The 13,364-nt window shown below is 54.2% G+C and carries 11 protein-coding genes; 6 read left to right on the top strand and 5 right to left on the bottom strand.

Annotated elements, in window-relative coordinates; all coding sequences use genetic code 11:
• Positions 1-83: 83 nt before the first annotated feature.
• From VFA09_01655 to VFA09_01645, 3 genes are all read right to left on the bottom strand, one after another.
• Positions 84-932 carry a hypothetical protein gene (locus VFA09_01655; protein ID HZU65957.1) on the bottom strand — a complete coding sequence of 283 codons (849 nt, stop codon included), beginning with the start codon at positions 930-932 and terminating at the stop codon, positions 84-86.
• Between the two features lie 147 nt (positions 933-1,079).
• Positions 1,080-2,093 carry a hypothetical protein gene (locus VFA09_01650; GenBank protein ID HZU65956.1) on the bottom strand — a complete coding sequence of 338 codons (1,014 nt, stop codon included), beginning with the start codon at positions 2,091-2,093 and terminating at the stop codon, positions 1,080-1,082.
• A gap of 261 nt (positions 2,094-2,354) precedes the next feature.
• On the bottom strand, positions 2,355-3,362 hold the full coding sequence (locus VFA09_01645) for a Clp protease N-terminal domain-containing protein (GenBank protein HZU65955.1): 1,008 nt from the start codon (positions 3,360-3,362) through the stop codon (positions 2,355-2,357).
• A 376-nt stretch (positions 3,363-3,738) separates the two neighbouring features.
• On the opposite strand from VFA09_01645, the gene VFA09_01640 reads away from it, so the two are divergent.
• The 4 genes from VFA09_01640 (at position 3,739) to VFA09_01625 (ending at position 7,965) form a co-directional block, all read left to right on the top strand.
• Entirely contained in the window at positions 3,739-5,163 is a 1,425-nt protein-coding gene (locus tag VFA09_01640) for a hypothetical protein (GenBank protein HZU65954.1), read from the top strand.
• 19 nt (positions 5,164-5,182) lie between these two features.
• Positions 5,183-6,031, top strand: coding sequence for an MBL fold metallo-hydrolase (locus VFA09_01635; protein ID HZU65953.1), 849 nt, complete (start codon positions 5,183-5,185; stop codon positions 6,029-6,031).
• A 95-nt stretch (positions 6,032-6,126) separates the two neighbouring features.
• Positions 6,127-7,179 (top strand): PHB depolymerase family esterase, encoded by a 1,053-nt coding sequence (locus tag VFA09_01630; protein ID HZU65952.1) that lies wholly within the window; start codon positions 6,127-6,129, stop codon positions 7,177-7,179.
• 105 nt (positions 7,180-7,284) lie between these two features.
• Positions 7,285-7,965, top strand: coding sequence for a hypothetical protein (locus VFA09_01625; GenBank protein HZU65951.1), 681 nt, complete (start codon positions 7,285-7,287; stop codon positions 7,963-7,965).
• A gap of 112 nt (positions 7,966-8,077) precedes the next feature.
• Here VFA09_01625 and VFA09_01620 read toward each other — a convergent pair whose 3' ends face one another.
• The gene (locus tag VFA09_01620) at positions 8,078-9,067 is read right to left on the bottom strand and encodes a Virginiamycin B lyase (protein ID HZU65950.1); all 990 of its coding nucleotides are present in this window, start codon (positions 9,065-9,067) and stop codon (positions 8,078-8,080) included.
• 235 nt (positions 9,068-9,302) lie between these two features.
• Here VFA09_01620 and VFA09_01615 point away from each other — a divergent pair, with 235 nt between their 5' ends.
• On the top strand, positions 9,303-10,148 hold the full coding sequence (locus VFA09_01615; GenBank protein HZU65949.1) for a PPK2 family polyphosphate kinase: 846 nt from the start codon (positions 9,303-9,305) through the stop codon (positions 10,146-10,148).
• A gap of 2 nt (positions 10,149-10,150) precedes the next feature.
• Here the strand turns inward: VFA09_01615 and VFA09_01610 are convergent, their stop codons facing one another.
• On the bottom strand, positions 10,151-10,516 hold the full coding sequence (locus VFA09_01610; protein ID HZU65948.1) for a response regulator: 366 nt from the start codon (positions 10,514-10,516) through the stop codon (positions 10,151-10,153).
• Between the two features lie 454 nt (positions 10,517-10,970).
• On the opposite strand from VFA09_01610, the gene VFA09_01605 reads away from it, so the two are divergent.
• Complete coding sequence (locus VFA09_01605; GenBank protein HZU65947.1) at positions 10,971-13,241, top strand: transglycosylase domain-containing protein; 2,271 nt, start codon at positions 10,971-10,973, stop codon at positions 13,239-13,241.
• Positions 13,242-13,364: the final 123 nt, after the last annotated feature.

The following is a 13,364-nucleotide window of genomic DNA, read 5'->3' as shown; positions in this document are numbered from 1 at the left end:
GATACAACAGAAAAATACGGGTCTCACACCCGGTGGCACCCTGCCCAATTATAACAGTAGATTGGAGAAGCTTCAAACGTTTTTCACACCAATTGTTCTAGAGCAGTTTCTAATGCATGGGGATGCGCCAGAACAGGGAAGATATGCAATCCGGTTTCCTGGTGCAAGCGATCCAGGGCGGAGCGATCTTGAGGGTTGAGCATCGCGACGGTAAGCATATTGCGCTCGCGCCCAAGGGGGTAGCAGTGCAATTCATGGGCGAGCTTAGGGTTGACGATGTTCTGTAAGCCATGCGGCAATTTGTTTGGCAGGAGCGTAAGGTAAGGAATGCCAAGTTTGCGTGCCAGGGCGGGTAGTTCCTCATCGTTCTCTGCTTGCAGCAAGGAGTGCCGCGATTGCCGGGCACCAGTCTTACGGGTAGTTTTTTCGGGCAGCAGGTCGAAGCGCATACGCGCATTGCTCGCTTCCTCTAGAAAGTCAGGGATGCTGGCAGCAGTGCCAGGATAAGCGCTGTAGCCGATGGACATAGCACGCGGGCGTACAACTTCTCTCCCCGTCATATTGTGGACGCGCCAGAGCAGGGCTTCCCAGAGGCGGCTCTGTACAATTTGTCCCCCTTGCTCATTAGCGCCCAACAAGAGGAAATACATGCGGTGATCGAGGAGAAAAGCGTGATCGGTTTTGCGCACGAGCGGGCGCAGGTTCTGCATCAGATGATCGGTACTATGCCGGGTCATCCTTGTATGTTCGAAGGCAGCCTTCTCTTCATTCTCGTAGGCAAGAGTAATAACTACCAGAGCCACAGGATCAGCATAGGTCGTTAGAATGCGTTCGAAGGCAGTTACAACATCAGAAGATGTATCTACTGTTTCATATACATAGGCATTGATTGCCTGATCCTTCAAAAGAGGAGAAGTAGCTTCATTGCCCATCCTACGGCTCCTTGATATGGTTCTCTATAGTTGTAGTTATTACTACTTAATGTTACGGAGCGGACGTTGGGAAAAGTGCTTGATTGCGGTTACAATCGTGTTAAAAGAGCCTGTTTATGGTTAAGATACGTCTCCCGCGTCGGAAACTCACACTGTGGCATTACGTATAGAGAATTGTTGTAGCAAGGCGCTGATGGGTTCAAGCGTGATTTCGAACTGTACCAGTAACTGGTCAGACTGCTGCATCAAGTCGAACAATAGGGCCGCGATGACAGTATCATCAATCTGGGAAGTAGTGCGGAATGAAGGCAAAATATCGCCAAAAATGGCTCCGCCGCAATCCAGCAACGTAGCAAAAGCGCTATCGAGCTGAGCGAGTGAGGAGGGCGCTATAGCCGGCAGGTGGACAAATTGCGTGGCGAAAGAAACATTGTTCTGGTAGCACTCTTCCCAATGTATCAGGCTTTCCGTAATTGTTGTAAGAGCCTGCTGCCAGTGTTCTTGATCGATCATATGCGGCCAGTCTTGTTCCTCGCGGGGCGGACAGGCACCAGGCGCTGTTCCTACAGGTGCAGCCTGGAGAGATGGTGTTTGTGGCTGCTCAGCACCGGTCGCAAGTATCACGGAAATAGAGCTATCAAAAGCATCGAGAATACATTCTGTAGCATCGCTGAGCAACTGACAAAGCGGTTCCATGCGGTCAAGGGCGCGATTGATGATATGGAGCTGCTTCCAGTACTGTTGGCGAGGACAGGCAGCAGGCGATGTCTCTATGGGGCGTTCGTCTGGCTTTGGCAGCTGCATCAAAGCTGGCAAGGCCCCGCGGAAAAGGAGATCGAGGCGGCAGAACAGGTGATGAAGGCTGAAGCTGAGTACGTCCAGGTCATCGGCATCGGCCTTTCCGCTGAAATAACCTACCAGTTGCCCTAGCATCATTGCCAGCGCTGCTGTACCCGCCACGCGGCTCTCATCGCCTTCACTCCCTTGCCACCCGTTTCTATCCATCCCGCCCTCGTTGCTGCCTTTCATAGATTCCTGAACGAGATCGACAGTCTGTTCGTTTTCCGGTAGCTCCTGCGATAGACTCCTGGCATCCTGGGCGGTGACTGAGCTGTTGCTCTGTACGCTGTTTTCCGTAGTTGCGGTTTTCTGGCTTTCCATCCACATCCCTCCCACGTAACATATCTTTTGCCAACTATTTATTGGTGGCTTCTTACTAATTATTGTACTGATGCGTCATAATCCGGCGCTGGCCGATCAATCGGCGATGTCCACGATAAATCGGGACCTACGGGAATGCCTGTGGCGCTGGCCGATGATGAACTTTACCAACCACAACCGGGAATGACACAACTGAACCACTCGAATGGCCAGTTTTGCTAATAAAGATTCTTCGCTGCGCTCAGAATGACACGGCTGCCCTCACGATTCTTGTTCATGAAGTAGTCGTAGCGTCTCTCTGCGCACTTTGTCCAGATTGAGGCCCAGGCTTTGCAGTACGCCTGCAGCGATACCCTGACCTTCCTCTAACAAGCCGAGCAGCAGGTGTTCGGTTCCGATGTAGGGGTGATTCATGCGGCGCGCCTCGTCAACGGCCAACTCAATCACTTTCTTGGCGCGCGGGGTGAGGCCGATTTCTCCCAGAACGACGCGATCTCCACGACCGATAATGAATTCCACCGAGCTACGCACTTTATCTAGACTAACGCCAAGATTTTGTAGAGTCCGTGCTGCGATACCCTCCTGTTCGCGTATCAAGCCGAGTAACAGGTGTTCCGTACCGATGTAATTGTGCTGGAAGCGATGGGCTTCTTCCTGCGCATAAGCGAGTACGCGCTTCCCCTGGTCGGTAAATCCATCTTCGGCACTTCCTGAATAGGAAGTGGAGCGCTTCCCCTGATCATCCAGAGGAGCCGGTATATCATATGCTGCCGCCTGGTTTTCTTGAGGCGGTTCCTGGGATTGCTGAGTGCGTCCAGGTGCGCGGCTAAGTGTAGCAAAAGTTTGCATGCGGACTCGCTCCAGATTCAGGCCAAAGCTGGCCAGTACCCCGGCGGCAATTCCTTCGCCTTCGCGTACCAACCCGAGGAGAAGATGCTCTGTGCCAATATAGTGATGATTCAGGCGGTGCGCCTCGTCCACGGCCAGCTCTATCACTTTCTTGGCGCGCGGGGTGAGGCCGATTTCTCCCAGAACGATGCGATCTCCACGACCGATAATGAACTCAACTGCTTCGCGTACCTTCGGCAGTTCCACACCAAGCCCCTGCAAGACTTTGGCCGCGACTCCATCGCCGTCACGTACAAGCCCCAACAAAAGATGCTCCGTGCCGATATAGTTGTGCTGGAAATGCTGCGCCTCTTCCTGCGCGTATGCCAGTACACGCCTGGCCCGCTCGGTAAACTTGTCAAATCTGTCGCGATTGTGCATTTTTCGCTCCTCTTCTTAAGGACAGGCACGACGCACGGGACAGGGACAAGCCGCTGCCCCTACTATAATGATGTTCTCGTTTCCAGAATCATCTCATGGGTATTATACTGTAACGTGGATATAAAACATAGATATTGATACGCGAACTCTTCGCGTCTCTTGCGTTGGTTATAATAGTAGCATCATCCAGGAACTGTGATGAAAAGGAGTCCAAGGAAGCAACTTCTGATGCCCCTTGATCGATATAATATACATGGTGGACAGCAGAGCAGGAGCCATCCCTACCGCCCTTTAACATGCGAAGGCAAAAATATGCTATATTGTACTATATTGCGCTATAATACATGCTAAAAGTAAAGACGAGTCAGAAAATACGATGCATCAATATAACCTTAACATTCCAGCCCCTGATACTACACGCACGCCGAATGACGCGGCGCCTGATCGTTTGATCTCCGGCAGGCCGTTAGATATACCGGATGCCGTTCGAGCAGCAGAACGAGCTCGCCTGCGGCAAGGCATTATGCATGTGCGCATTCGTCACTTCTACTGCACGCTTGAGGAGCTGTTTGATCCTTCACTGCGCGGGCAGAGTTTCGTAGTTGGTACGGGTACTGGCCGTCCAAACGAGCCGGGACGCGTGATTGACGCTTCGCCTGGCGCTATACGATTAGGTGTCAGTCCTGGTATGCCGCTGCGCCGCGCCTATCGACTGGCTCCGCGCGCACGCTTCCTGCCGGCCTCATATGATCGCTATCAACCGTTCCTTCATCAACTGCGCGAGCGTTACCGGGCCTACTCACGCATTATCGAATCGATTCCGATAGCCGATACCTTCATTGACCTGCGCGGCTGCGAGCTGCCTTTCGATTCGCCCGTCTCGCTAGCCGAGCGCTTGTGCGCGGAAATCGCGGAGATCGGCCTGACTGCGCTGATCGGCGTTGCTAACGGTAAGGCGATAGCCGAACTGGCCGCCCTGATGAGCCGCAAAGATGGCCGGCAGGGGGTGCTGTATATTCCACCTGGCCGCGAGGCCTCGTTTGTACAGACGCTGCCGCTTTCCATGCTGCTGCAATTACGCGCCGCCGGAACAGGTGTACCGGGCGCCCTGCCGGAACTGGCGGAACAGGGCAATGGCAGCCATGCCTCACGCCCACCTGAAGTCGAGGGCAAGAGCGAGCAATTCGACGCGGTGGCCGTGGCTGAACTGGTCGCGCACCTCAAAGATTTCGGCATCACGACCTTCGCACAGGTAGCGTCTTTGACGGAAGAGGGATTGCGCCGCCGCCTGGGTCGTCTAGGTAGCTGGCTCTATGCCGTCTCACGGGGTGAAGATACCAGCCTGGTTGTACCTGACGCGCCACCGCTGAGCCAGAACGCGCGCGTGCGCTTCAACCACGCCGCCGATGCCGATGAGACATGCGCGGCCATTCGCAGGCTCGCCAACTACCTTAGCGAGCGACTGCGCGAGCAACGCCTGAAAGGGCGTATCATTGCCCTGATGCTGTGGCCGAACCAGCTTGTGCGGCGCGAGACACGCAAGCTGGTGCTGGGAGAAGATGGAGAAGAGATGGCCGTCACTTCGGCAGAAGAGACCATCGGGGGGCAGATGATCCTCTCGCGTCACACGGATGAGGCCGATGTGATTGCGCACCACGTGCTGATGCTGTTCGCGCACTATCACCGCCCAGGCACACGCTACCTGCAAGTGCAGGTACGCATCGGCGATATCATCAGCGTCACCCCCGCCTACTACCCCCCGCCGGTGCGTAGTCGTGGACGAGCGACCCGCAAGTTGTAGCGAACGTGAGGGAGATACCATGCCTGACTATTCCCGCACCATCCAGCTTGGCACCGCCCGGATCACCATCATCAACGTCGGTGACCTGACGTTCAAACTGTCGGAAGTGATGAACGTTCCTGAAAGCGAGTGGCGACCTCGCTATGCCGCCGAATTTGAAAAACCATTGTCTTTCCCCAGCCAGTGCGTACACATTGCCCTGCCAGGAGCCTCGGTGCTGGTCGACGCTGGCGACTACGCGGTCGCGGTCGAGCTGAATACGCCCTATGTGCCGCCCGGCTATACACCGCCTCCCAGCCTGATCGATCAACTGCTTGAAAGAGGCATTGCTCCCGGCGATATCACACACGTCGTTATTACCCACCTGCACTTCGACCATTATTCGGGCACGACAATCGAGCGCGATGGACACTATGTGCCCGCTTTCCCCAATGCCCGCTACTTCGTTGGGCGAGCAGATTGGGAAGACCCCGACATCCAGGAAGCGCTTAAGGTCCCTGATTCTTTAGAGAGCCGCACGCTAGGAGTACTGCGCACGGCAGGTGTATTGGAACTGGTCGAGGGGGATGTTGACCTGCTTCCCGCTGTTCGTATTCTCGCCGCTCCCGGCGAATCACCCGGTCATCAAATCGTGCGCGTCCATTCAGAGGGGCAGACGCTCTGCTGCCTGGGCGACCTTTATCACGACCCCATCGAGATCGAGCACCCGGCATGGATGGCAAGTTGGGCGAATGTCGATATGACGCTCGCCAGCCGACAAAGGCTCGTAGAGGCCGCGCTGGCCGAAAATGCCTTACTCCTTCCGGCGCATATGCCGCCAGGCCGCCTCGAACGGACGGCAGAGGGTACCAGGTGGACAAAAGAGTAACTGGGGGAAGTCCTGCGCACGTAACACAAGTCCTTTCCGGCAAAAATGGGCAATGCTACAATATGCATTAGATCATACTAGACGGAGCATAATAATTGCGTATACTGAACCGAACATTCCAGGGATGCCAGGGAGTTTCTTTCCGTATCCGCCTTTTCATCGTCTCGCTATCCATTTTTGTAGTGCCTGCCGCATTTCTGGCGCATGTTCACAGTGGAGCGCACGCAAGCAGTTCGCAGTGGCAGCAATTTCTCTACAATGGCCCCGCCGGTAGCCGCCCATATTTTGTCTACACGCCCGCGAACTACCAGGCTGGTACGCCGGTTCCGCTCCTCGTCATGCTGCACGGCTGTACTCAAACGGTGCAGGATTTCGCGGCCAGCACTCAGATGAACCGGCTGGCAGACGAATACAATTTTATTGTCGCCTATCCGCAACAATTGAGCATCTACAACGCTGATCTATGCTGGAACTGGTATGATCCGGCGAACCAGTTTCGTGGTAGCGGAGAACCGGCCATTATCGCCGGAATCGTGCAGCAGATCGAGGGCCGGGTTACGCAATGGACGATTGACCCGCGTCGCATCTATGTCACGGGCATCTCTGCCGGTGGCGCAATGTCGGTTATTCTGAGTGCCACTTACCCTGATATCTTCGCGGCCATCGGCGTCCATTCGGGAATGGAATATGGCGCTATCACTTCTATACAGAGCGGCGGGGGAGCATTTCTCCAGGGAGGGCCAGACCCGATTCAGCAGGGGAAAGCCGCATTTGCCGCGATGGGTAGCTATGCTCGCGTCGTTCCAACCATCGTTTTTCACGGCACATCTGACCCTGTCATCGCGCCTATCAACGGAACCCAGGTGGTGCGGCAATGGATGGAAACAGATTTTCTCGCCTCACACGGCACCTATGACGCCGACTTCAACCATCCCAGCAGTATTACAGATGGCCAGGTTCCAGGTGGTCACTCTTATACTGTATACCGCTGGAACGACAACGCGGGGAACAAGGTTCAGGAATACTGGCTCATCAACGGTATGGGACATGCCTGGTCGGGCGGCAGTGCCGGTCTGTTCAGCGATCCATTGGGGCCGAGCGCGAGCCTGGCAATGTACAGGTTTTTTATGGCATATCCTATGAGCTGATTATCCAGGCACTTGAGTGCAACCACTACAGCATCTGAGGAGTAGCGGCAGCCAGAATTTTATGGCAAACTTGCTACAGAACTTGCTCATAAGGAGGAATGCTACATGGCTTCTCAAGGACTGACTCAGAACGTTCGCCCGCGCCTGTGGATTGCTGTGGCTGCGACCATCATCACATTCATCGTCTCACTACTGGTCAGTATCAGTCTCTATCTGCTCGAAGATGGCAATCCTTTGACCCAGGCAGCCTATAGCGCATCGCCGCTGGTACGCTTCAGCTACGATGCTGTTTATCTCTCGGCGCTTGTGGCCTGCGTCGCCGTCTGCGCTATCGTTGGATACGCTATCACACGCTCCACTCCCTCTGTTGTATTCGGGCTTATTCTGATCTCGCTCCTCATCATCTTCGGCGGCTTCGGTGGGTTGCTGGTGCGCTATCCCGCGACCTTCCTGGTCTTCTTCATCGCTTTTGCGGGCCTTCTCCTTCTCAGTCTTGTAGCAGGACGAATGGTGGCCGGCCTCTCTACCCGCTATTTGGGGCAGCGGACGGCTGCCATCGTAGGAGCCTGCCTGGGGGCCTTTATTGTCATGCTGGTCAATGCCATAGCTCTGGTCTTGCATACGATGGCCCTTAATCCTGCCAGCCACGCGCTCTTCATGCAGGGACAGATTGGAGAAACGCACTACAACTCCCTGATTATTGGCATGGCTATTGAGGTAGTGCTGGTACTATTTTGTGGATTGAGCATCTGGTTCGTACTGAGATCGCCTGGGCGATTGCCATAAATTTAGAAGGCAAGCGAATACGGCTCCTGGAAGGCGACCCCAAGGGTACGTCCTCCAGGAGCCGTACAACGCCTTTTGCTCTAGCATTGTTCCATTTGCTTGTCAAAGCTCATCAATGTGTGGTAATACGCCCAATCTTGTTGCCACCAGATTCGGCAAACCAGATATTTCCGCCTACGTAGGGCGTGATGCCGGTTGGAGCGCTGCTGGCGGTGGGGATGGGGTATTCCGTGATCTGGCCGGAGAGAGTGATGCGACCAATGTTGTTCCCATCCAGTTCGGTGAACCACATATTACCATCCAGTCCGGCGGTGATGGCGAATGGCACGCTGCTGGGCGTGGGAATGGCAAATTCCGCGATCTGGCCAGAGGGAGTGATACGCCCAATCCTGTCTTTATTGGCTTCGGTGAACCAGAGATTGCCGTCGGGACCCTGGGCGAGTCCGAATGGATCGCTTTTGGGCGTGGGAACCGGAAACTCTTTGAACTTACCTTTAGGAGTGATGTACGCAATCTTCACAGTAGTCTGTTCCGTGAACCAGAGATTGCCGTCGAAGCCGAGCACGAGGTAGCCGGGGAAGCTCTTTGGGCTGGGAATGGGATATTCTGTGATCTGACCAGAAGTAGTGATGCGGCCAATTTTGTTGCCTTTGAATTCGTCAAACCACAGGTTGCCGTCGGGACCGGTGATGATGAAGTCGGGCCGGCTATCAGGAGTCGGGATGCGAAACTCTGTTATCTGGCCGGAAGGGGTGATGCGTCCGATCTTGTTCCCCTTGAACTCATCGAACCACAAATTGCCGTCGGGACCGAGGGTGATGCCAATAGGAATGCTGTTCTTTGTAGGGATGGGAAATTCGGTGAATTTGCCGGAGGGCGTGAGGCGTCCGATGTTGTTGCCGTTGTTCTCAGTGAACCACAGGTTGCCATCAGGGCCGGGCACAACGCCTTCGGGCGAGCTTTGAGGAGTGGGAACCGTAAATTCCTTGATGTTGCCGGCCTTTGCCAGGGCAGGCGAGACTGTCAGTACCAGCAGGAAGAGCAGTGTGACAATGGGTGCGAGTAGCTTGAGGACGATGCCGCGCGGGTAGTTGATGTGCATGATCTGATCTCCTTATCCGATGCATACGACTGAACTGGAGCCCCCCTGGCTCCATCACAAGGGATACGACCATTGGCATACCGGGAAATTTAGAGGTCCGGTCTTAAGTATAGCCAGCGCCTGGCACGGGTGTCAAGGATAAAATCTCACGTTCTCAGCTTGCTTTAAGCGATTTGTGCTATAGTTATCTCTAAGGAATAGTTTGTTGAACGCGCCCATCAGGAGGAGCACGCACATGAAATACGTCTGGAAGATTGAAGAGGGCAGTAAGGTACATCTCCAGGATTACGACCCGGATTATACGGACAAGCATGCCAGTCACCATGACGCTGAGGATGAACTGGCCGATTTGAGTAAAGAACTGAGCGAGCTACAAGAATTGCTGGCGGCGGCGCAGCAAAATAGTCTGCTGATCGTCTTGCAGGGAATGGATACCAGCGGCAAGGACGGCACCATTCGTCATGTGTTCTCGCATGTAAATCCGCAGGGCTGCTATGTGCATTCATTTAAGGAGCCGACACCGGAGGAACTGGCGCATGATTTCTTGTGGCGCGTTCACAAGGTTACGCCAGGCAAGGGCGTGCTCGGCATTTTCAACCGTTCTCACTATGAAGATGTGCTAATAGCGCGCGTCCACAACCTGGTGCCGGAAAAAGTATGGAGCCAGCGCTACGCTGAAATCAACCATTTTGAGCAACTGCTCGCTAATAGCAAGACTATCATTCTCAAATTCTTTTTGCATATCAGCTTCGATGAGCAGACAGAGCGACTGCAGGCGCGGGAACAGGATAAGGATAAGGCCTGGAAGCTTTCCGCCTCCGATTGGTCCGAACGCAAGTACTGGAACGACTACCAGCAGGCATACGAAGATGCCTTATCACGGTGCAGCACCAGCGCGGCCCCCTGGTATATCGTCCCCTCCAACCACAAATGGTTTCGCAACCTGGCCATCGCCCACACCCTCGTACACACCATGCGCCAGTACGCAGATGCATGGAAAGCCGAACTGGAAGAACGCGGCAAGGAGGAACTTGCCGAATTAGAGAAAATACACGCGGTGCCAAACGAACAGGAGAAGTAATATTAAATAAATTTCGCCACCTTCTCCAACAATTCATCGATCTCGAACGGCTTGGCGAGAAAATCCTCGGCCCCCGCTTCCTTTGCCGTTTGTTCGGCGCTCGGATGCGCCGAGAACATAATGACGGGAATGTGCTTCGTCTCCTCCTGCTGCTTGAGGTATTTGACGATCTCACGGCCATCCTTGCCCGACAGCAGCACATCCAGCAGGATGAGATCGGGCAACCCTCCATTATGCAGTTGCTCCAGGTACTCCGCCTTCTGTGAGGTCAGAACATTGTATCCCTCTTCCTCCAGAATCACCTGAAGAAACTCTAAAATATCTGGTTCATCATCGACAACCAGAATTTTTTTCTTCTTGCTCTGCATAGATTTTTTCACCCGCTGTATCGTTTTGATTACTATAGCACCCCTGATCAGATTAAGCAATGTGAACAATACAAAAGGCTTAAGCAAATCAATTTTTTCGGAATCTGCTCGATCATAATACTCCTTCCGGTACCAGGCGGCTCAAATGGTTTTAGATTATTGATATATCTAAAAATTCAATCGCTATAGAATGCCAAAAATGAACATCTTATTAAGTGCGACGAATGGCACCTCACGAACGTAGTATATTACAGGGGTCTTCGTGAACCACCTGCTTGTTAGTGTTCTGCTTAGTGCTTTCCAACCAGAAATTCGTTCTTAACTAGAAGCAAATGCTGGTCATGTGTTCTTTGGTAACTCTCCGTTTCTCTACTATTAGTCTCTTTATCTTTATTCTTCTTCCCATCCAGGATGGAATCTACCCGCCTGGTAACGACTGCGAAAGGAGGTCGCCATGCAGACCCACAGGTCGGCAAACACGGTGCCTAAATTACTACCCAACAACAACAAGCCTCTCGTAGATCGTCCAAATGAGCGCGTGCCCTCCTCTCAAGTCAGGGTCCATTACGATTTCCCGGATCAACGCATTCATCCCGCCGGCTGGTATGTGCGCCGGCATTTGAAACGTAAGAATCTGCGCCGCACCAATCAGCAATATCAGGCCACGGATCGCGTTGGCATACGCTGGTCGATCATGCCCCTGAGCTTCGCCATGATCATCGTAGCGGCACTGGCGGGGGGCTTTTTTGCCGGGTACAACTCCTTCACGAACGCGGTCAACGAACACTACCAGGGAAAAATCGCCACGCTGGTTGATTTGCTGCCTGGAGATAGCTTGCGTATGTATGACGAACATGACATCTTGATCTATGAAGCCGTGGACCAGGGCCTGCAGGTATCTGAGCCACTGAACAACATTTCGGCAAATCTTATGCATGCTGAAATTGCCATCGAAGACCAGAATTTCTGGACGAATCCCGGCTATGATATTACCGGCATCGTGCGAGCCGCCCTCTCGGATGTGACAAACGGGCGCGTTGTGGCTGGTGGTAGCACCATCACGCAGCAATTGATCAAAAACGTCGTCGTCGGCAACCAGGATACGATCATGCGCAAGCTCCAGGAGATCATCCTGGCCCCGGAGGCTACCCGCTACTACACCAAGCAGCAGATCATGGATATGTATCTCAATACGACATATTACGGTAACCAGGCCTATGGAGCCGAGGCAGCCGCATTTATCTACTTTGACCTGCGAGATACATCCACTACTACGGGCGCGGCGCAACTTGACATTGCGCAGGCGGCTATGCTGGCCGGCATCCCCCAGAATCCCACGCTATACAATCCTTTCTTGCACCCGGTGGCAACTTTCACGCGTATGAGGGCGGTGCTAAACGAGATGTACCTGCAAGGATATATCACCTCGTTGCAGGAGCGCGAGGCCATCGTTGAAGCACAGAGGCCAGATTTCTTGCATCCCGGCATAGTGAATAACTCGCTGGCCCCTCACTTTGTGAACTACGCGCTGAACGAACTGGCCAACACCTTACACATCAAGCTACCGGACCTGTCGCGGTCAGGACTGGTGGTAGAGACAACGCTTGATCTGCCGCTGCAAAACAAGATCCTCAAGATTGCGCAGGAGAATGTGCAGGCCTTGTCCGCGGCCCATCATCTTACCGATGCAGCCGAGGTCTTGATCAATTTCCACACCGGCGCCATCAATGTCCTGCTAGGCAATATCGATCCGAACAATCGACAGTACGGGCAGTTCGACGTGGCTACGCAGGGATATCGCCAGCCAGGCTCGGCTTTCAAGCCTTTTGTCTATGCTACCGCATTCGAAAAGGGTCTAAGCCCGGGCATGCCGGTGCTGGACGCGCCGGTCAGTGTGCCTATGTGCTGTGGCCTGCCCTCATATTCGCCGCACAACTATGATCAGAGCTATCATGGCCTGCTCTCCATTCGCGCCGCGCTGCAAAACTCGTTCAATGTGCCGGCCGTTAAGGTGCTGTATAAAACGGGCGTGGATGACGCGCTCAACACTGCTCTGAAGATGGGCATCACCAGCTACAACGGCACGCCCAACTACACGATGGTGCTGGGAACACTGGGCGTTCACCTGCTGGATATGACCGCGGCCTACGGCGTTTTTGCCGATGGTGGGGTGCGCGTACCGCCGCATGCGATCAGCGCGGTTTACGATACGCAGGGAAAGTTGATTTACCTGTTCGATACCAATGGCTACCGCGTCATCAGCCCGCAAATCGCCTTCCTGATGACCAACGTACTCAGTGACAACCAGGCGCGCACCTTCGAATTCGGAGCATGCAGCATGTTGTACCTGTATAGCAACACGCAGTCGCAATGTTACGCGGGCGACCCTGGCACCGTCTATCCATCGGCTGTCAAAACCGGTACATCGCAGAACTTCGCGGACAACTGGACCATCGGCTATACGAACGACTACGTGATGGGTGTCTGGGCGGGCAACAACGATAATTCGCCGATGATCAATGTGATCGGCGTTGATGGCGCGGGTCCCATCTGGCACGAGGGCATGCTGCTGGCCGAACAGGGCCACACGCCCACGGGCTTTGCCGTCCCACCCGGTGTAGTGAAACGCACCGTCACCTATCCCGAAGGTCTGACCACTACCGACTGGTATATTAAGGGCCTCCCGTGGACAGATTGGGGCCTGGGATGGCCCGGTGTTCTGTAGGGACAGCGACTCGTCCCTGTCCCGGTTGACTTACACGTGCAGGTTTCTGACCTGCAGCGCCCGGGAGCCTGCCATTGACCTTGAGGCATGTCATTCTTCGCTGCGCTCAGAATGACATGTCCC

The sequence above is a fragment of the Ktedonobacteraceae bacterium genome (assembly GCA_035653615.1).
Lineage (GTDB): Bacteria > Chloroflexota > Ktedonobacteria > Ktedonobacterales > Ktedonobacteraceae > DASRBN01.
The sequence above is the reverse complement of the archived record's forward strand: the minus strand, read 5'-3'. Positions and strand labels throughout refer to the sequence as shown.

Bases quoted from the DNA above. Each gene is read 5' to 3' on its own strand.
- VFA09_01645 (HZU65955.1), bottom strand. From the start codon at position 3,362: ATGCACAATCGCGACAGATTTGACAAGTTTACCGAGCGGGCCAGGCGT.
- VFA09_01625 (HZU65951.1), top strand. From the start codon at position 7,285: ATGGCTTCTCAAGGACTGACTCAGAACGTTCGCCCGCGCCTGTGGATT.
- VFA09_01605 (HZU65947.1), top strand. From the start codon at position 10,971: ATGCAGACCCACAGGTCGGCAAACACGGTGCCTAAATTACTACCCAAC.
- VFA09_01610 (HZU65948.1), bottom strand. From the start codon at position 10,516: ATGCAGAGCAAGAAGAAAAAAATTCTGGTTGTCGATGATGAACCAGAT.
- VFA09_01640 (HZU65954.1), top strand. From the start codon at position 3,739: ATGCATCAATATAACCTTAACATTCCAGCCCCTGATACTACACGCACG.
- VFA09_01620 (HZU65950.1), bottom strand. From the start codon at position 9,067: ATGCACATCAACTACCCGCGCGGCATCGTCCTCAAGCTACTCGCACCC.
- VFA09_01635 (HZU65953.1), top strand. From the start codon at position 5,183: ATGCCTGACTATTCCCGCACCATCCAGCTTGGCACCGCCCGGATCACC.
- VFA09_01650 (HZU65956.1), bottom strand. From the start codon at position 2,093: ATGGAAAGCCAGAAAACCGCAACTACGGAAAACAGCGTACAGAGCAAC.
- VFA09_01655 (HZU65957.1), bottom strand. From the start codon at position 932: ATGGGCAATGAAGCTACTTCTCCTCTTTTGAAGGATCAGGCAATCAAT.
- VFA09_01615 (HZU65949.1), top strand. From the start codon at position 9,303: ATGAAATACGTCTGGAAGATTGAAGAGGGCAGTAAGGTACATCTCCAG.